A 20,502-nucleotide genomic window follows, 5' to 3' on the forward strand; every position below is an offset into this window, starting at 1 on the left:
CAGAAATATTTGGCGACTAAAAGTTCATCTTCCGTTATGCATCGACATCTAGCATGGATCGTTCTTTTGATTTTTCTGGCGAGGCCGGGAATCGCTCAAACGCTACCGCAGTCGACCGATCTCAAACAGATTGTTGCCCCCTCGCCGACAGCTGCCTCACTGGGACAATACGGCAATGTTCCGGTAGGCTTGTACACCGGCTCTGCGCAGGTATCCATTCCCTTGTATGAAATCAAAGAGGGTTCTTTAACACTTCCCTTGTCTCTGAGCTATAATACTGGCGGCAGCAAAGTGGCGGACATGGCTTCCTGGGTAGGGCTGGGGTTCAGCTTAAATGCCGGTGGTTGCATCAGCCGCACGGTCTACGGGTTACCCGATGAGAACAGGCGCACAAACCCGGCATATAGCCTTCCACAAAGCCTGACGGCCGGCCAGGCGAAAGAAGAGCTGATGGCGGCAGACGTGGATTATCAGCCGGATGTGTTCTATTTTAATTTCAACGGAAAGTCGGGAAAGTTCGTCCTTTCCAATTCCAGCACGATCAGTATCTCGCCGCACCAGAACTTGAAAATACAGGCATATGATATAAACGGGAATCCCCTGGACCCTCCTTTTTATGGGATGCCGACGTTGATGTTCAAGATAACGGACGAGAACGGTATCGTCTATGAGTTTAAAGATTACGAGACAAACCGAACGGTCAGTTTCGACCCGGACCAAACCCAATCACCCAACGTGAAGGGCCCCGGCGTCCCGTTGGCCAGCACGACGGCCTGGTATCTGACTGACATGTACTCCCCCACCGGCGATACGATTAAATTTGCCTATGGCACCTATGAATTGATGTATGATCTGCCAAGTTCGGAACAACAATTTGTGTTCTTGAGCGGCCAAACAATTGGTGCCAATGCACCACCCACTCAAAATCGCTTAGTAAAAAATGCAGTCAGGTCAGATAACATAAACAAGCGACTGCAACAAATACTGTTTTCAAATGGATCCGTCCGGTTTAATACGAGACAACCAAGAGAGGATCTGATTGGCGATAGCGTGTTAAATCAAATCATGGTGTACAGGAAAAATGGAACCTTGCTTAAGGGATTTTCGCTCAATTACAAATATTCTGTAGGATCAGTATTAGGAGGTCTGCAGGCGGATACGGCATCTCCTTCCTCTACTACCGACAACTTTTATGCGAGCTGGATCAATGGTATAAGTTCGTCTTCCAACTATCGCTTAATGTTGACGGGTATCTCGGAATTAGACAATGCCTCCATTCCAGACGGCAGGAACTATTCCTTTGATTATGATGTTTCCTTGGGTGGCCTGCCAAGCCGGTTCTCCAAGCAGCGTGATTACTGGGGCTATTACAACGGAAATACGGACAATGAGACCAGTTTCCTGAATTACCAACTGGTTGGAGACCAGAACAACCCGTCTTCCTATGTTTTCACCGGCAAAGAACCGGACAGCAACGCTTGCCGGCAAAATATGCTTATCAAAATTACCTATCCGACAGGAGGGTACACGCAGTTCAATTATGAAATGCACAATGCCTATGTGGGGAGAGGGGTACTGCCCCCCGATGTCGTGAGTCAAACCTGCTCCATGCCGATTGATTTCCCCAGTTATAATACCCCTGGGGTTGGTTTTGTCGATACTACGATAAACGGCATTGCTTGTTATTATAAAACATTTACATTTAATACAGTCGGGGCTGGGGGATACGCCAACATCAATATCGCCCATATGCTGTACCAGGGGGGTACAAAGCCTGTTATGAAGTTCGATATCTACGATTCGAACAATCAGCCTTATTTACTCATGTATGATTTGGAAAACAATTCCCTCACCCAGACTACTTATGTACAGGTTAATTCCACTACCCGGGTGTATACTTATAATTTGAGTAATTATTATTTTCCAAACGGAACGTACAAGGTTATTTTTACGCCGATCACCTCCTTCATCGGAAACTCCACTTACCTGAATACCTATCTGTCTCAACCCGCTTGCATCATTAACGGCTGGTCTAATATAGTTGTTCATACCGATACGGTAGACATCAGTAGAAATATAGGGGGCGTCCGTATAAGATCGACCGTCGATTATGATCCCGTGACCAATAAGTATCTCCAGAAAAATTACAACTATAATCTGATCAATAGTTCATTGTCTTCAGGTGAGTTGGTAGCCGGACTCTCCTTTATTTATCCCTTGACGGAATTTGTGGTTGCACCTAGTGATTCGATAAATCAGGCGGCATATTATTCCTATATCGTTCTCAACGGAGAGTCGAATTATGCGCTGAGTACGACGCAGGGCTCCAACGTCGGGTATTCTACCGTTACGGTGACGGAGACCGATGCGATGAGCGGGACACCGAACGGGAAATCGGAGTACCATTACTCCTCACCGAAGATCTTTCCCGATTATTACGGCTCGTCCCCGGGACCGACCGATAATTTTCCCTATCCGCCTGCGGACTCAAGAGACTGGGAACGGGGGCTTCAGTTGCAGCGGATCGACTATAAGTATGTCGGTGGGCAATACGTTCCCCTCAGGACCGAAAACGATAGTTATGGTAGCCCTGTATTTGTTGATACGGAGGGTGGGTTTGTGGCCCGGTACCTGGTGGAAGTTTTTCCGGGCATCGCGGACACCAGCGCCGTATTTAGTGGGCCGGCTGGTGCATTTGCTAACCCGGAGACCTTTAATGTGGCTCATTATCAGTTGGCATCAGGATATGTATCCTTGTTGACGAAATCCGTTACGCAGGTAGAAAATGGCGACTCGATTACGGAGACGACCAACTATGCCTATGGCGATGCGCCATCCAACATGCTGCCGACCAGCATTGCATCGATCGACAGTAAGGGCAATACCGTCACTACACATTTAACCTATCCTTTTGACTATCCGGTAACCAATCCGATCACTTCGCAGGGCCGGGGCGTCCTTAACCTGCAACAACATCATATCCTCTCACCGGTGGTCGAAAAATATGTTCAAAAGAGCGCCGGAACTGGAACAGCTATAGGAGTGATATCAGGTGTCTATACCAGCTTTAAGCCTTCGCAAACCTTACTCGACACCATATTCCGTTTGGAAACTCCCGGACCTATTCAAAATTACAGTCCGGTTGGGGTCAGCGATGCCGGGACCAGTTTGAATTCGCTGTATACACCTTATATTTCCTTTGGCGCCTATGACAATTTCGGTAACCTTTTGCAGCAAAGCAAGATAGGTGATATTTCACAGGTATATGTATGGGATTACAATGCCAAATACCCAATTGCGGCTATAAAGAATGCGCAATCGGGAGACGTTGCCTATACGTCCTTCGAAGCCGACGGCGCCGGTAATTGGACCATCGGCAGTGGCTCGGTCAATACCACCACGGCCATCACCGGGCATGCATCTTACAACCTCATGGGAACGATCTCGAGATCGGGACTTAATAGCGGTGCCACCTACATCGTTTCTTACTGGACGACAGGCAACTCTCTCTCCATCAGCGGAACGATGGCCGGCTTCCCGACAAAGGGTAAGACCATCTTTATCAATAACGCTAACTGGACCCTCTATGTCCACAAGGTGAGCGGTCAATCCACGATTACCGTTTCTGGTAGCGGCATTATCGACGAGTTACGGCTCTATCCATCCACTGCTCAAATGACCACGTATACCTATGATCCCCTGATCGGCATGACCAGCCAGACAGATGCCGGCAATAGGGTCACCTATTACGAATACGACGGTCTGGCGCGTCTCAAGCGCGTGCGCGACCAGGACTACAATATTGTCAAAACCCTCGACTACCAGTACCAGGCTCTGGCTGGTTGCGGCAATGGCTGCTATTTCGTGCCTTTGCAGACCTTTGCAGGGACGGCCACCCTCGGCTACCCGGTGGGGGTTTTTAATGTCAACGGTAAGCTCCTGGGCAATGCCGCCAACCCGCAAAATTTTGCCAATGTTTGGAACAGTGATACCGCCGATGCCCGCATCGGGACGCTGGCCCCCGGCGGCGATTCGCTGCACTTCAATATGACGCTGAATACCGGGCAGGTGCTCCCGGCCAGTGTGACGGGTTGCCGGTATTACCAGGTCGATCTTGCCTACAACCAGCTGGACGCGGTGCGCAATATCAATGCCGCCTATGTCGACTTCGGGGATGGTACGGGGATGCGCCTGGGCCGCACCCCCCTGGATACGGCTAACCTGAGGCTGGCACCGGGTACGGTGCTCCACTACGGTACGGGCAACTCTGCCGTCAGTGATGCGAACTTCTATATCGGCTATGGCCCCTATTATATTCACACGTACAAGGACAGCAGCCTAAAGACTATCAGCTTCTACCACAACGACGGGACAGAAACGCCGGCCTTCGACCCGTGGGTCTACCCAGCCACGAGCCTGTTCCGGGTAACTAATTTCCGGGGCAATTATCCCCAGCATATGCCCTTCCTGGGGGGCACCTCTTACCAGCAGCCGGGCGCCAGCTCCGTTGCTGGGGTGAGCAACTGGAGCTCGATCAGCTCTATCACTATCTGGTACCCGTATGGCGGCTATTATGGCAATCTTATCGATCCCTGGCGGAATATGCGCTACGCGCAGGATTTCCTGGCCGCCGATACCAACCTTACCACCATCCGCGCCGCCAACGGCAGTTACTACACGCAGGGGTATGCGGACACCACGTTTACCCTCAGCCGGCTAAAGAGCAATTGGAATACGTATTTTACCAAACTCACGGCCATAGCCATTTGCGAGGATCAATGGAACCATGAAGACCTCAGTGTCATCCCCAACCTGAGCTATTTCAACCTGGTAGCCGCCAATCAGTATCATTCAAATGTACCCGGCGGCAATCCCATCATCCCCCTGGCCTCCGGGGAGATCGATACCATCTTCAACCAAATAGCAGCGGGTTCGGGGCAACATATCTCGGGTGGGTTTATCGTCATCCACAGTGGTGGCTCCACCTACACGAGCCAGGGGGTGAGTGCACTTAACTATCTTAAATCAAAAGGCTGGACCATCTACCTCAACGGAGTCATCCAGTAAACTAAAAACAGGTTAAATCAGCAAATATGAAAAAAGGCTTTTGGATACTGCTGTTGCTGCTGCTGGCGGGCGCCGGGCGGCTCTCCGCACAGACGGTGGTCAGCTTTCGGTTTTCCCTAAACCCTCCCTCCAGCAGCGCCCTGGTCGCCGGTTGGATATCCGCCAACGGCGATCCTTCCGACTCGATCATCAGCGCCACCGACCCGGTGACGGGCGTCTCCATCAGTTCGGTGAGCACGGCCAACTGGATCCAGAATGGTCACGCCTGTGCTGCCGACGGCATCGGCTACGGGGGAGCGAGTTACTTTCCCTCGCCGGTGATGAGTAACGCCTGGATCAATAATGGGAATATGCCCCAGTCGGAATTCAATGCTGCCGTGCCGCAACTGGTGATCAGCGGACTCAAACCCGACAGTGTGTATTATGTGAAGATGAGCAGTTCTTTCGCTTATGGCACCACCGGCAACCCTACCCAATATACCGTTGCGGGGCTCAACATGCAGAATAGCCAGTTCCTGAACATCTACGACAACCAGACCATGGGGATCACCTTTCAAAAGGTGGCGCCGGATGCGAGCGGCAAGATCCGGGTGTATGTCAATACGACGGCGACCACCGACATCGCGATGATCTCCGGTCTCCAGATCATTTCCGGCAGCGCGCAGATCACCATGCCGAATGTACAGATCACCAGTCCTTCCAATGGCGACATCCTGGCAGAGGAAAGCAATATCGTGTTCAACGCCACCGCCACAGAGACGGGTGGGACCATTACCAAGGTGGAATTCTATGCCGGCACGGCGAAGATCGGCGAGGCCGATGCAGCGCCCTACACCATGACCTGGACGAACCCTAATGAGGGGCATTATATGATCACGGCCAAGGCGACTGATGGGGCGGGGACGACCAATACTTCCACAATAAATATCAGCGTGGAATCGCTCACCTCTTTCTGGTCGATGACCGGCAATATCGGGATGAATGCCGACAGCAATTTTGTGGGCAATGTGGACAGTGTGCGGCTGGCCTTCCGGACCAGGAACATCGAACGGATGAGTATCGCGCCCCTGGGCAATGTGGGAATCGGCACGATCAATCCCACGGCGCAATTACATACTACCGGGTCGGTGCGGCTGGCAGGCCTGAAGAACGACAGCACCAATTCACAACCCCGGGTGTTGGTGAGCGACACCAGCGGCAACCTGTTCTACCGCAGTGCATCGGGCCTCAGCCGGTGGATCTATTCCGGCGGAACGCTCTACGATTCGGTTGATAATATCGCTATCGGCACCAGCAATCCCGACAACTATAAGCTGGCGGTGAATGGGACGGCGATCTTTACGAAAGTGAAGGTGAAGACGGCGGGTACCTGGCCGGACTATGTGTTTGAGAAAGGCTATGCACTACCGGGCTTGCCGGAATTGGAAAAATACCTTGCCGAACACAAACACCTGCCGGGTATCGCCTCGCAGCAGGAAGTGCAAGCCAACGGCATCGATGTCGGCGACCATGCGGCGGCGCTGCTGAAGAAGGTGGAAGAGCTGACGCTGTACCTCATCGAACAGAATAAGACGCTGACCGAACAGAACCGACAACTTGCCGAACAGGCCAAACAGGCAGCCGAGCAAAAGGCCCGGCTGGATGCCCAACAGAAAGAGATAGACGAGCTGAAAGCCCTGATCAAGGCGAAACACTAATGCAATCAACCTGCTGAAATATGCGATACAAGGTGATGAAAAAAGGATTGGCCTTCGGTATTGCCCTGCTGCTGGCGACTGCCGGCCTGGCCCAACCGGCCAATAAACCCAGTAGCCAGACTCAGGTGCTTGGGCCGAGGGACTCAGCAGCCTCTACCCCGGCGGGTTATATCGTGAACGGGCAATCGCCGTTGGTGAACTACGTTCGCGAGCGGGACGGCCTGGGCCGCATCACCGATACGGTGAGCTTCTCCACAGCCGGGTATACGGACGTCAAAGAGACCATGCATTTCTTCGACGGGCTGGGGCGTCCCTTGCAGACCGTGAGTCGGCAGCAGTCGCCCGGAAGCAGCCCCGTGGACATAGTGACGCCGGTTGTCTATGACGCCTTTGGCCGGGAAGTGTATAAATACCTCCCCTATGCGGCTACCGCCGGCAATACGACAAATGGCGGGCTGAAGCAGGACCCCTTCACCGACCAGCAGAACTTCTACCAAAACAACTATCCCAACGAGCAACCGGCCTATTCCGGTGAAAAGGTGTATTATGGCCAGACGGTGTATGAAGCCTCACCACTCAACCGTGTCCTGCAAACCATGGCCCCCGGCAACAGCTGGGCGGGAAATGGTGTCGGTGTGTCGATGCAATACCTGGTGAACAGTGCGGCCGACAGTGTGGAGAGCTGGAACATTCGCACCGACACGCTGACCTACGTGAATAATGACATCACCACCAATATCCCCACCGGCGGCGGCTACTATAGCGCCGGGCAGTTGTATAAGACTGTGACCATTGACGAACAGCAACATGCGGTAGTCGAGTACAAGGACAAGGATGGGCTGGTAATCCTAAAAAAAGTGCAGGTCGGCACGATAGCCAGCGACTTCTCGGGATATAGTGGCTGGCTGAGCACCTATTATGTCTATGACAACCTCAACCAACTGCGGTTCGTCCTTTCCCCAAAGGCTACCCGAATCATCTACAATAATGGCTGGAGTGTGTCGGCCGACACGACCACGATCAGCGAACTCTGCTTTCGCTATGAGTATGACGGGCGCCAGCGGATGATAGCCAAGAAAGTCCCTGGCGCAGGCTGGGTGTACATGGTCTATGATGCACGCGACCGGTTGGTCTATAGCCAGGATGCCAATATGCGGGGCCGCAACAATTGGATGACCACGCTCTACGATGTACTGAACCGCCCGGCCGCTACAGGAATGATCACCTACAGCGGCACCCGCAGCCAGTTGCAAGCCTATGTTACGGCGAACACCGGCAGCAGCACGACCAGCGGGGTCACCGTATCCGGCACATCGACCAATTCCATCCCGCAGCTATTGGACCTGGCTGATTCCACCGAGAACGGAGATCACCAGGCGCTGAATACGGTCACCCTGGACAACGGTTTCGAGACGCCCGATGTGGTGGACTTTACGGCGGAGATCGTACCGTCGGGAAGTAATAATGGGATCCCCTTTACCGACAGCCTCATCGTCGTCGACAACCCCCTTCCACCGGGAAGTAACTTCATCGCGCTGACGATGAGCTTCTATGACGACTACCACAACACGCCCGACAAACAATATGCTACCACCTATAACAGCCTGCTCGATGCCGGCACCAACCCCCATCCGGAATCATTGCCCGCCAAGGCCGACGAACAGGCCGTCCAAACGATCGGCCTCATCACAGGCAGCAAGGTGCGGGTACTGGAAGACCCGTCCGACCTCACAAAAGGCGCCTGGCTGTCTACGGCCACCTTCTACGACGACCGAGCCCGGCCGGTGCAAGTGCAAAGCGACAACTACAAGGGTGGCCAGGACACGGTGACAAGCCTATACAACTTTGCCGGTCAGGTGATCACGACCTACCTGGCGCATGCCAACCCGCAAGCTATCGCGAACAGCAACACGCGTCTCAAAACCAACATGAACTATGATCCAGGGGGGCGCCTGTTGCAAGTTTACAAGACGATCAACGATGCCGACAGCACCAGGCGCCTGCTGGCCCAGCACACCTACGACCAACTAGGTCAGCTGAAACAAAAACAGCTGGGACAGACGACCAGCGGCGCCTTCCTGGAAACACAGGACTACAGCTACAATATCCGCGGCTGGCTCAAAGGCATCAACCGCGACTATGCCAACAAAGACAACAGCCCGGCGGCGAATAACCGCTGGTTTGGGATGGACCTGAGCTATGACTGGGGATTTGCGACCAACCAGCTGAATGGCAACATTGCCGGAAACAAATGGCGCAGTAAGGGCGATGGCCAGCAAAGAGCTTACGGATTTGGCTATGACCCAGCCAACCGCCTCCTGTTCGCCGACTTCAATCAATACGGGAGCAATTGGGACAAATCGGCCGGCGTGGATTTTTCGTCCACCATGGGTGATGGCGTGAATGCTGGTACGGCCTACGACGAGAATGGCAATATCCTCGGCATGAAACAGATGGCCTGGCAGTTGGGCGGCAGCCAGCCGATCGACCGGTTGGCGTATACGTACATGACCAACACCAACAAGCTGCAAAATGTCATCGACACGGCTAACAACCCACAAACAACCCTGGGCGACTTCCGCACCTCTTCGCTGAGCCCATACAGCAGTGGTAAAACGGCATCAGCCGTGGATTATACCTACGACCCCAATGGCAACCTGACGCGCGATCTCAACAAGGACATCGGCAGCCAGACGGCAGACGGCATCATCTACAACCACCTCAACCTGCCCTGGCGGATCACGGTACGTTCGGCTAGCGGCACCAAAGGCACGATCACCTATATCTATGATGCGGCCGGCAACAAGCTGAAGAAAACAACCCTGGACAGCGCCGGCGGTCTCCAAACCGTGACCACCTATATCGGAGCTTTCCAATACCAGGGAAAGCAGTCCCTTAGTTCGGGAACCACGCCAGCCGACACGCTGCAATTCTTCGGGCAGGAGGAAGGTCGGGTACGGGTGACGACCGATACGACAGGCGGGCAAAACACCACCGGCTTCAAATACGACTATTTCCTTAAAGACCATCTGGGCAATACGCGGATGGTGCTCACAGACGAGCAGGAGGTGGACCGGTACCCGGCCGCGACCATGGAAGTGGGTGACAGCAGCCTGGAGAACCTCTACTATACTAACCTGGATGTCTACCGTACGCCGCTGCCGCCAGGCTATCCCACGGACACGACGACCAATCCCAACAACTATGTGGCTGGGCTGAGTAGTGCCGATGGCAGTCAGAAGATCGGTCCGGGAATCGTGCTGAAAGTAATGGCCGGCGACCAGTTCTCCATCCGGGCAAGCAGCTGGTACCGGCTCAACGGCACCACACCCAGCAGCCCCGTCAGCCCCTTGAACGACATCGTCAGTGCGCTGATCAGCGGCATTGGTGCCTTGCCCGGCAGCGGCCACCCGTCTCCAAGCGCCCTGCAAACCAACAGCGCCACGCTCAGCAGCAATGTCACCCAATTCCTGAACGACACCACGGGCACGGCCATCGCCCAAAACAGGCCGCATGCCTTTATCAATTGGGTGCTGTTCGACAACCAGTTCAACTTTGTGGCGGCCAGCAGTGGGTACGATCAGGTCGGCGCCGACCAGGAACTGCACAAGCATATTTTAACGAATCTTCCCGTCACGTCCAGCGGATATTTGTATATTTATACAAGTAACTCGACGCCAAACGTAGAGGTATTCTTTGATAATTTGCAGGTGACCCAGACGCGCGGGCCGCTGTTGGAGGAGGATCATTTTTATCCGTTCGGGTTGACGATGGCGGGGATATCAGACAAAGCGATCAAGAGCCAGTATGCTGTTAACAAGTATCGGTATAATGGTAAGGAGTTGCAGAATCAGGAATTCACTGATGGATCAGGATTACAAGAGTATGATTATAGCGCAAGGATGTATGATCCTCAAATAGGAAGATGGGGGCGGCCTGATCCTCTTTCTGATCAGAGCAGCAGCTCGAGTTGCTATATTTATGTGAATAACAATCCTATCCGGTATATCGATCCAGACGGTATGAGTACTAATTCTGTAGACCTTGATAGTACTGGCAAGGTAACAAAAATCAATGCAGACGGTGATCCTGGAGTATACCTGAACGCCGATAATATTAGAATCTTGGTAGGATACATGAATCCTAATACCAAATATGCTATTGGCGGTGGGTATGAGTATTATGACAAAAAGGATTATTATGAAAAGTATAAAATAGGTCATTGGCTTGGGATGACACTTGTTAATCCTAATGATCCAAACCCTGATCAAAATAATGGGCCTGCTGCCGCGAAAGATGCAATGGGGCAAGTTTTTATTGCAACGTTTACAGATGGACTGGGCGAATTATTCGAAGGTGGGTCCGTTACTGCGAAAGGGGTGTCGGTTATCGGTCCACGGGCAACTTATCGTGAATTCGCAAGACAGATTGGAGCCAGGTTTTTAAATGTAACTGACGAGGCTTGGACTTGGGCTAAAAATGAAAAGTTTCTTGCTGGAATTGTCAAAAGAGGAGATGACGTGGTTTTCGCTGGAAAATTTAACCCAGATTTGCTTGATAAATCTTCAGTGCTTGCGCAAGAGATAAAATATTTGGTTGAACGGGGTTACCAGTGGACTGCAGACTATTCAAAGTTGGTTTTAAAATAAGGAATAAGATGGATCAAAAATTTCTAAAATATTTATATGACAGCTTTACAAAGCTTGTCGAAAAATATGGATTTATCAAATCAACGGAACTAAATGAGGAAGGAGTATATTCGATTGAGTATAGTTCTGATACTTTTGTGATAAAACTTGAAAAATATAGACGGGAATTTTATGTTGCACTTTACAAAACAGGCTATCCAGATAAAGGGGTTAACTTATTTAACTTATTAAGCTATTTAAATCAAACATCTTCAGATGTCCCCGAGTCTAACTATTTTAAAGAAGAAAAAGATCTGGATGAATGTTATAAAAAGCAATTCAACTATATATCTGATACTATTTATCAAAATTTTGACGCAATAAATGATTTTTTTAAGAGCGGAAACCATGAATTAAAGATGGTGGATATTCGTAAGTTCATGCTGAGTAAATATCCAGAGTTATTTAAAAGGACTTGATGGGCAGCTACTTTATTAAAATATTTGATGTGTTGTTGGGGGTAGTGTATCAAAAAATCAGGCTTTCCGAACATTTCTTAAAAGCCGCCTCCACAAAGGCTGTTAGCCTGATCATTTCATCCTAAAAAGCCAAAAAATAAATAAGACTCGACTAAGAGGCCGGTTACTTCCGGCCTTGTATCGTTCTCGTGTATCAAAAAATCTGGTCGTTTGAAATGTAAATTTTGTGACCGTTCCTGCCAAAAGGCCGGCAGGCAGAAAAATAGCGCGCAAAAGCTCTATTGTAAGCGGTGTAATAAATACCAGCAACCCGGCTACCTGGGACAAAGAGTGATATTGACTACTTCGCTCATCCTCAATACTTGCCGTACTTCATGGACAGACAATATCTATTGCCAGGCATTGATCCAAGTACGGGAATAGTGCCAGGAACCATTAATCCATATATAGGTCCAGGTATTAGATTTGAGCCTGTTGTTAACCCTCAGAATATCCCTCAACAACATCAATATTATATGCATAGATTTTGGTTCGAATTTGACATTAAATTAGCGTTCGGATATCCTCCGGGTATTGGAATTGGTTGCGGTGTTACAGCGACTAGCTACGAAGATGCTCTTGGTATTATCGATGAAAAAATATTCTCCTATGTTAAGCGTCCTCCTATTAAGGAAATGGTAGAAGATGTAGACATTAATACATTAGATCAAGGGCACATCATACCGAATATGAAGTCGCCAATGTATCGTGGTATCTGGTTTCCTTTGGGGTACGATTAACATTCTTCGGGCGAATGGTCTGAAAGAATATTGTCTAATTTAAAAGAAAAATATAGAAACTCTACACCTGAACCGTATAGGACGACAATCAAACAGACCAATTCAATGGACAAAGAAAGAGAGAAGCTTATTGATCCTACTGTGAATATTGCCAATTCACCGAATCCCGGTTGAGAAGGGTTTACAGAAGCTTCTGGATGGGCGGAAGCTTGGTACCTGATCACTTTTTTGAAATCGAGAACCTTAAATGCAGTCACCCCTCCCACCACATACTCCGCCTCACCCCCTCACTCCACCCCCACCCCCCTCCTCCACAACCTCACCGTCTGCAAAACGATCGACAGCAGAATCAGCAAGAACCCAACATAAAACCCCTGGTTAAGGTATTTATCCTCCCTGAAAAGCAGGAAAGCCAGCAATATCCCATACACCGGCTCCAGGTTATAGCTGAGATTCACCGTAAACGCCGATATCCGCTGCAACGCACTCATCGAAAGATTAAAAGCCAGCACCGTACAGGCCCAACTCAACACCAGCAGCCAGCCCCAGTCCCGCCAACCCGGAACGAGCGAATCAAAAGGAAAAAGATATAGGTACAAAGGCATCAACAGCGTCAACCCCAGGAACCCGCCGGACAGCTCATATAGTGTCACTGTCTCCGCCGGCACCCGCTGCAAAATGCGCTTATTCAACACCGGAAAAAGACTCCCGAGTAACGCCGAGACCAGCCCGATCAGGATACCGGTCTTATAATGCGGGTCTACCTGGAAGATAAAGAAGATGCCCGCAATCACCAGCAGCCCCAGCAGCAGTTCGACGACATCGACCCGGTGCCGCAAGACCAGTGGCTCGATCAAGGCCGTAAAAAACCCGATCGCCGAAAAACAAACCAGGCCGACAGAAACATTGGAATATTTGATACTCGCATAAAATGCCACCCAGTGCAACGCCGCGATCCCCCCGATGCCAAAGATGCGCCAGAGGTCACGCCGGTCGATCCGCACGGACTGCCTGCGCAACAAGGCTAATAACCACAACGAAGCAGCGGTGATCAACAGCCGGTACCAGACCAGTAAACCCGCATTGAGGGAGATAAGCCTGCCGAGCACCCCGGTAAGCCCTGCGAGAAGGACAGCCGCATGAAGTTGGATAAAAGCCTTTTTCATGGCCTATTTAGGAAAAGAGCTCATGGCCATGACATCATTCTTCACCCGGTTGCGATAATTCTTGAAGAGAGAGTGCCAGCGCAGGTTAAGCACACCGAGGATGCCTTCTTTTACGATACCCTTGTTCATCTTGCTGACACCAAATTTGCGGTCTTCAAAGATGATGGGAACCTCCTTTATCTTGAAGCCAAGCTTCCAGGCCGCAAATTTCATTTCGATCTGAAAGGCATAACCGACAAACCTGATCTCATCGAGATTGATCGTCTCCAACACCTCCCTTTTATAACAGACAAACCCGGCGGTAGGGTCCTGAACAGGCATCCACGTGATGATCCGCGTATAAATAGAGCCCCCGCGTGAGAGCAGGATGCGGTTGCGGGGCCAATTGACATTACCACCACCCTTTACATAACGGGAGCCGACAGCCACATCGCCATCCTGGTATTTACAGGCTTCATACAGCCGCATCAGATCCTTCGGATTATGCGAGAAATCGGCATCCATCTCGAAAATGAAGGCATAGTTGTTACGCACTGCCCACTTGAAGCCATGGATATAAGCCGTACCCAACCCCAGCTTCCCCTGGCGCTCTTCCAGGAAAAGCTGACCGGCATATTTCCGCTGTAACTGCCTGACGATATCTGCTGTGCCATCCGGTGAGCTATCATCTATCACCAGCACATGAAAGCCTTGCCCCAACTGAAAAATAGCTTCCAATATCAGGGTAATGTTTTCCTTTTCGTTATAAGTAGGTATGATGACGATCTTTTCCAACTGCCTGTTTTATGTCCGGAATTAAAATACAAAATTACAACTTTTCAGCCCCTCTCATCCCTGCTACCCCTTTTTTAACATTGTCCTGTTAAAAATTTCCGTTAGTTTCTGCTTGGTGTGAAGTGGAAAATCTCCCTTCATCATCCAATCATAATACTGCGGCTCTGCCTTCAATATTTCGGCTACAGCCCGCCCTTTGTGCTTGCCGAAATTAAACACTTCCACCCCGTTCTCCATTACAAATCGCCGCGCAAAATCCACCACCGGCTCTTCGCCTATACATTTGAGAATGGTATCGATATTCGTTCCCAATTGGGGATATTTCGACACCTGCGCCACCAATACTTCCCAAGTAGCCGAAGCATCTGCTTCAGCCCCATGAGCGCCCTCCAATTCTTTTTGACAATAGAATCGGTATGCAGCGCTCAGCGTTCGCTGCTCCATCATGTGAAAGATCTTTTGCACATCGAGCAGTTTCCTGCCCTTGCCGTCGAACTCCATTCCGACACGCAGAAACTCCTCCACCAGCATGGGAATATCAAATCGATTGGAATTATAACCCGCCAGGTCGCAATGATCCAGGAATTGCTTCAGCTCGTTAGCCACCTGCCGGAAGGTGGGCGCATCTTTCACCATGTCATTGGTGATCCCATGAATCTCGGTTGACCCCGCCGAAATAGGCATCTCCGGGTTAATTAATTTCCGTTTCACCAGCTTCTTTCCATCCGGCATCACCTTCACAATGGCGATTTCAATAATCCGGTCTGTGCCGAGATTGACCCCCGTAGTCTCCAGATCAATGATCGCCAGGGGGTGCGTAAGTTGTAACATTCTATAATATTAAAAAATCTCTTATATCAAGCCCCTCAAAATTACCCGAACTCATTAAAAGCAAATTAACATTTTTATAAGATTGCCGCGCCAACCAGGCTCGCAAATCTTCTCTTTCCTGGAACACTGCCAGTCCCGGTTTCCCAAACCCCGCGATCACCTTTTCCTCCGGCAGCAACGGCATCCGCTTCAATTCAAGGGCATGCCTGGAATAAAAGACCGCGGCCTTATCCGCCAGGTCAAGCGCGCCCCGGTATTCGGCCAGGAATTGTTCATTCAGACTGCTGTAGGTGTGCAACTCCAGGACGGCGATCAGCTGCCGGTCGGGAAACTGGCCTTTCACCGCCTGTATTGTAGCCTTCACTTTCGAGGGAGCATGGGCAAAATCCCGGTAGACGTTGACATCGGCGGACCTGCCGATCAATTCCAACCGTTTAGCCGCCCCCGAAAAAGCGGCCATACCTTTCAAAAAACCCGCCGCATCAAGGCCTAACTCCTTGGCAACCAAAAAGGCAGCATGCAGATTTAATAGATTATGCTCCCCAAAAACCTTTAAGGCCCCGGTATGACCCTCCAACGTAACAAGCGTTATGCCGTTTTCTATCCGGTGGGCAGGTATTCCATAACCTACCTTACGCACATTAGCCCCCGGATGCTCCGCTACCAGTTTCTTCAACACAGCATCTGTTTCATTATAGATAAGTACCCCTCCCGGCCCGATCTTATCCATAAAGATGCGAAACTGCTCCAGGTAATTGTCAAAGGTCGGGAAGACATTGATATGATCCCACGCAATCCCCGTGATAACGGCGATATGTGGAAAAAGAAAATGAAATTTGGGTCGCTTCTCCAACACACTGGCCGGGTATTCGTCCCCTTCACAGACTATCACGGGGGCATGAGTGATATTCACCGATTGAGCGAAACCTTCCAGCCTGGCCCCGACCAGCCAGTCAAAATCCATCCCGGCCGCCGCCAGCGCATTCATGATCATGGCCGTCGTCGTCGTCTTTCCATGACTGCCGCCCACAACTACCCGCTTCTTGTCGCGGCTCTCCTGGTAGATATATTCCGGGAAAGAATAGATCGGAAGAGACAACTCCATTGCTCTTTGCAGTTCGGGATTGTCGCCCTTGGCATGCATGCCCAGGATCACCGCGTCCAGTCCGGGATGGATCCGGCCTGGCTCCCAGCCTATAGTGGCGGGAAGAAGCCCTTCCTGTTGCAGGTTGGTGCGCGCCGGCTCGAAGATCTCGTCATCACTGCCCGTTACCGTGTATCCTTTACGCACAAGGGCTATAGCCAATTGATGCATTACACTCCCACCGATGGCGATAAAATGAACGTTCATAGTATAATAATATCCCCTTAGGGCTTGCGAATATCGATTTTTTGTGTTTACTTTGTGCCAGTTCTACGATTATTTCTTTCTCTATCCTTTAGAAAATCTCCCCCCAATCTTCTGTGGTGTAATCCGCATCCGGTCCTTTGAATTACCTGGTTCCAATTCCGTCAGTTAACCAGGCAATTTATCGTAACAATTCTAAATACCACAAAAAATGAGAAAGACAATTGTTGTAATTTTAGTCATCGCCACGGCCCTTGCCTTTACTTCCTGCGCTTCCAGCTATAGCTCCCGCAGCGGTTGCAAGATGAGCCAGGGTTATGTAGGATATCGCTAGTCCGATCCCTCCCTACCCTAGCGCAGAAAAATTCTTTGGTCCAGGTTATCGATCGATAACCTTTTTTTATTCCCTGTTGTTAAAAGCGCAATAGTATCTTCGCAACCATGAATTGGATCTCTTTGCAATCAGAAGCTCAGCTGGAAGACATCAGGGAAAAATCGGTCAGCCGCCCCCAACTCATCTTTAAACACAGCACCCGCTGCCCCTCCAGCGCTCTGGTCAAAAGCCGCCTGGAAAGAGCCGCCCAACCGGAAGCCATAGATTTTTACTATCTCGATCTCATCAGTTTCCGGCCCATCTCCAACAAAATAGCCGAAACTTTCTTCGTAGAGCACGAGTCCCCCCAGGTCTTGCTCATCCGCAACAAAGAATGCGTCTACGACGAAAGCCACCTCGGCATCACCATGGCCGACATAATCGATGCTACAGCGGCTTAAACAGCGGCCTGATATCCGGACGAACCGCTCAACCGAGATAGTAGCGGGGATATCCTCCTTCCTGGCTACTTCCTATATCATCATCGTAAACCCTGCCATCCTCAGCCGCACCGGCATGCCTTTCTCGGGGGTGCTAACCGCAACGGTCCTGGTCTCCTTCTTCAGCACATTAATGATGGGGCTCTATGCCCGAAACCCCATCCTCGTAGCCCCGGGCATGGGCCTCAACGCCTTTTTCACTTTTACAGCCGTCGCAACCTTCAAAATTCCCTGGCCCGTAGCCTTAGGTGCAGTTTTCTGGTCTGGCATCTTCTTCCTGCTACTTACTATATTGAATATCAGGTCTTTACTCTTAAAAGCCATTCCCCGGCCCCTCCGCTATGCCATCGCCGGAGGCATCGGCCTCTTTATCACCCTCATCGGGCTGGTCAATGCCGGATTCATCGTTTACCGGCCCGCTACCCTGGTCGGCATGGGGCCCCTTACCCCCTCCGTCCTCACCTTCCTGGCAGGCTTGCTGTTCACCGCCCTGCTCATCGCCCGCAAAGTAAAAGGCGCTATTTTATATGGTATCATCTTTACGACGCTCTGCGCCTGGCCCCTGGGCCGTTGGTGGGGACCGGATCACTGGTCCGTCGCCGGCAGCATCCCGCTCGTAAAAGCATCGGGCTGGTGGTCGCCGCCCGACTTTAGCCTGCTCTTCAAGCTCGATCTTGTCCACTCCCTGCGCTGGTCGGCCTTTCCCATCATCTTTTCCTTCATCTTCACCGATCTCTTCGACAGCCTCTCCACCCTCGTAGGGCTGGCGGAAGCTGCGCAGCTCCTCGATGAGAAGGGCGAACCCCGTCATCTCCGCCGCGCCCTGCTCACCGATGCGGTAGCGACCACCATCGCGGGATTATTGGGCTCCAGCCCCGGCACCGCCTACATCGAATCCGCCGTTGGCATAGAAGCCGGTGGCCGAACGGGATTCACGGCCGTCGTCGCAGCCTTCCTCTTCCTGCCCTTTCTCTTTCTGTCGCCGTTAATATCCACCATCCCTGCCATCGCGACCGCACCGGCCCTGGTGCTGGTAGGCGTGTTCATGCTCCGGCCGGTGAGCCGCATCAACTGGGAAGACGCAGCCGAGGCCATCCCCGCCTTCCTGGCCCTGGTGCTCATCCCCTTCACCTATTCCATCACCCAGGGCATCATCTGGGGTTTCTTCTCCTATACCCTCCTGAAGACAGCCACCGGCAAATCCAGGGAAGTAACCATCCCCTTGCTTGTCATAGACGCCCTCGCCCTCTTATCTTTATTATTATGAACAAGACTATCCTCCTGCTGCTTGTAATCCTTCAGCTCGCCACCACGCCATCCCAGGCACAAACCACCGCGAGGCCGGCCGGCGCACAAACCACTGCCATCCTCGGCGCCTATGGCGAAGAGATCACGCTCTTGCTCAATGCCGTCGAAAATAAAAAAGAGATCGTCATCGACCACCTGCACTTCACCGAAGGAACACTCAATGGAAGAAAGGTCGTCGTCGCCCTCACCGGCATCGGGAAAGTAAATGCAGCGATCACTACAACGCTGGTCATCGACCACTTTCATCCGGCAGAGGTCCTCTTCAGCGGCATCGCCGGCGGCGTCGACCCGGCCCTCTCACCCGGTGACCTTGTTATTGGTAACCGGCTCGCCTATCACGACTTCGGTACGCTCACCGATGATAGCCTGAAACCCGATGCGACCCGCGATCCGGCAACAACCAAAAAGAATCCTCAGTATTTTCCCTGTAACGACACCCTGGTGAACATCGCGGAAAACGTCAGCAGACATCTGGCATTGGAAAAACCTATCGAAGGAAGACCCGCGCCCCGCATCGTCACCGGCGCCATCGTGACGGGCGATGTCTTCGTCACCAGCCGGTCGGCCACCCGGCGTTTCTGGCAGGATATGCAGGCGGAAGCCACCGATATGGAAGGGGCCGCGGTAGCCCAAACCTGCTGGCAGCAAGGGGTGCCGTTCATCGTCATCCGCAGCCTCAGTGATGCCGCAGACGGCGAGGCGGAAAAAGACATCGCGCGGTTCTATCGTGCAGCAGCACACAACGCCGCCATGCTCGTCATCGCCATTACGGGCGAACTCGCTCACAAACGATAAACCGATCAGCCTAATAGGGTTTTTCGCCAACGACGTTGCCCGGCACGGCATACCGGCAAACAAGATAGTCGTTCGTACCATTACCGACGAGTGCACATCCGACGGATGTCGTATTCTTCCACACCATCTGGGTATAATGCCCGACCATCGCCCCTCTGCTCGTACCGACATCGGGAAAGACTCCATAGCGGAACGAATTTTTCTCATTGCCCCACATGTCTACCATATCTGCATAGGAGAAAGCATCCGCCGTTCCCCACCAAAGATTCTCGCCTTCTTTCCCTCTGATGGATGCATCGTGCTGTCCCTTGTCTATCGCGGCCAGATGCTGGCCCCAGGCCAACGCATCCTTCGCCAGCGCCGGCGACCACACCAGCGGAGGCAATTGCAAAGCCGATCGATACGTGTTATGTTGTTGCACCATCGCCGAAATAAACGCAGGGTCTTTATATATTATTTTTTCGGACTGCGAGTAGCAACGTAGGACGAATGTTGCGAGAATCATTACGAACAAGGAGTTACGATACATATTTTTTCGTTTTAGAGATAATACAACTCTACATTTAACGTTCGTAGTGCAGAAAAAATTTCTAACGCTGCTTGCAGGGAAAAGTTAAAATCGCAAAAATATAATGGATTCGATGTTGCTACTCTGATCTTTTTTGCCGATATTTAACATCACTAGTAATAACCTGTTCCTTTTTTTATCCTCCTTTTTCTTATCTTATTCTTATCCGACCCGTATACAATGCGATTCTTCCTATCCGCTCATGATTACCTTTTATTGATATTTGGCCCACGCTGTCACCGGGGGTTC

The 20,502-nt window shown here is 51.4% G+C and carries 14 protein-coding genes; 9 read left to right on the plus strand and 5 right to left on the minus strand.

The genetic code is table 11. From position 1 onward, the window contains the following. Positions 1 to 36 precede the first annotated feature (36 nt). The 5 genes from IEY39_RS07280 (at position 37) to IEY39_RS07300 (ending at position 12,650) form a co-directional block, all read left to right on the plus strand. A complete protein-coding gene (locus IEY39_RS07280) occupies positions 37 to 5,067 on the plus strand; it encodes an RHS repeat domain-containing protein (protein ID WP_188929955.1) in 5,031 nt (1,676 codons plus the stop codon). Between the two features lie 26 nt (positions 5,068 to 5,093). After that, complete coding sequence (locus IEY39_RS07285) at positions 5,094 to 6,764, plus strand: Ig-like domain-containing protein (RefSeq protein WP_188929957.1); 1,671 nt, start codon at positions 5,094 to 5,096, stop codon at positions 6,762 to 6,764. Between the two features lie 20 nt (positions 6,765 to 6,784). Then, entirely contained in the window at positions 6,785 to 11,413 is a 4,629-nt protein-coding gene (locus IEY39_RS07290; RefSeq protein WP_229688807.1) for a DUF6443 domain-containing protein, read from the plus strand. Positions 11,414 to 11,421: 8 nt separating this feature from the next. Next, positions 11,422 to 11,871 carry a hypothetical protein gene (locus IEY39_RS07295; protein WP_188929959.1) on the plus strand — a complete coding sequence of 150 codons (450 nt, stop codon included), beginning with the start codon at positions 11,422 to 11,424 and terminating at the stop codon, positions 11,869 to 11,871. 374 nt (positions 11,872 to 12,245) lie between these two features. Further along, entirely contained in the window at positions 12,246 to 12,650 is a 405-nt protein-coding gene (locus tag IEY39_RS07300; protein ID WP_188929961.1) for a hypothetical protein, read from the plus strand. Positions 12,651 to 12,937: 287 nt separating this feature from the next. Here the strand turns inward: IEY39_RS07300 and IEY39_RS07305 are convergent, their stop codons facing one another. The 4 genes from IEY39_RS07305 to IEY39_RS07320 form a co-directional block, all read right to left on the minus strand. Next, positions 12,938 to 13,816 carry a DMT family transporter gene (locus tag IEY39_RS07305; RefSeq protein ID WP_188929963.1) on the minus strand — a complete coding sequence of 293 codons (879 nt, stop codon included), beginning with the start codon at positions 13,814 to 13,816 and terminating at the stop codon, positions 12,938 to 12,940. A 3-nt stretch (positions 13,817 to 13,819) separates the two neighbouring features. Further along, positions 13,820 to 14,590: a polyprenol monophosphomannose synthase gene (locus IEY39_RS07310; RefSeq protein WP_188929964.1), complete on the minus strand. Its 771-nt coding sequence runs from the start codon at positions 14,588 to 14,590 to the stop codon at positions 13,820 to 13,822. Between the two features lie 63 nt (positions 14,591 to 14,653). Further along, positions 14,654 to 15,421 (minus strand): 3'-5' exonuclease, encoded by a 768-nt coding sequence (locus IEY39_RS07315; RefSeq protein ID WP_188929966.1) that lies wholly within the window; start codon positions 15,419 to 15,421, stop codon positions 14,654 to 14,656. Between the two features lies 1 nt (position 15,422). Further along, a complete protein-coding gene (locus tag IEY39_RS07320) occupies positions 15,423 to 16,772 on the minus strand; it encodes a UDP-N-acetylmuramate--L-alanine ligase (RefSeq protein ID WP_188929967.1) in 1,350 nt (449 codons plus the stop codon). 208 nt (positions 16,773 to 16,980) lie between these two features. On the opposite strand from IEY39_RS07320, the gene IEY39_RS30075 reads away from it, so the two are divergent. The 4 genes from IEY39_RS30075 (at position 16,981) to IEY39_RS07335 (ending at position 19,685) form a co-directional block, all read left to right on the plus strand. After that, positions 16,981 to 17,103, plus strand: coding sequence for a hypothetical protein (locus IEY39_RS30075; protein ID WP_262892848.1), 123 nt, complete (start codon positions 16,981 to 16,983; stop codon positions 17,101 to 17,103). Positions 17,104 to 17,210: 107 nt separating this feature from the next. Continuing rightward, a complete protein-coding gene (gene ytxJ / locus IEY39_RS07325) occupies positions 17,211 to 17,543 on the plus strand; it encodes a bacillithiol system redox-active protein YtxJ (protein WP_188929970.1) in 333 nt (110 codons plus the stop codon). After that, entirely contained in the window at positions 17,527 to 18,849 is a 1,323-nt protein-coding gene (locus IEY39_RS07330; RefSeq protein ID WP_188929972.1) for an NCS2 family permease, read from the plus strand. The genes ytxJ and IEY39_RS07330 overlap by 17 nt, the downstream gene beginning before the upstream one ends. After that, positions 18,846 to 19,685: a 5'-methylthioadenosine/adenosylhomocysteine nucleosidase gene (locus tag IEY39_RS07335; RefSeq protein ID WP_188929974.1), complete on the plus strand. Its 840-nt coding sequence runs from the start codon at positions 18,846 to 18,848 to the stop codon at positions 19,683 to 19,685. The genes IEY39_RS07330 and IEY39_RS07335 overlap by 4 nt, the downstream gene beginning before the upstream one ends. 10 nt (positions 19,686 to 19,695) lie before the next feature. Here IEY39_RS07335 and IEY39_RS07340 read toward each other — a convergent pair whose 3' ends face one another. Then, on the minus strand, positions 19,696 to 20,214 hold the full coding sequence (locus IEY39_RS07340; RefSeq protein ID WP_229688808.1) for a CAP domain-containing protein: 519 nt from the start codon (positions 20,212 to 20,214) through the stop codon (positions 19,696 to 19,698). Positions 20,215 to 20,502 lie beyond the last annotated feature (288 nt).

This window comes from Puia dinghuensis, from assembly GCF_014642875.1.
GTDB classification, from domain to species: Bacteria; Bacteroidota; Bacteroidia; order Chitinophagales; family Chitinophagaceae; genus Puia; species Puia dinghuensis.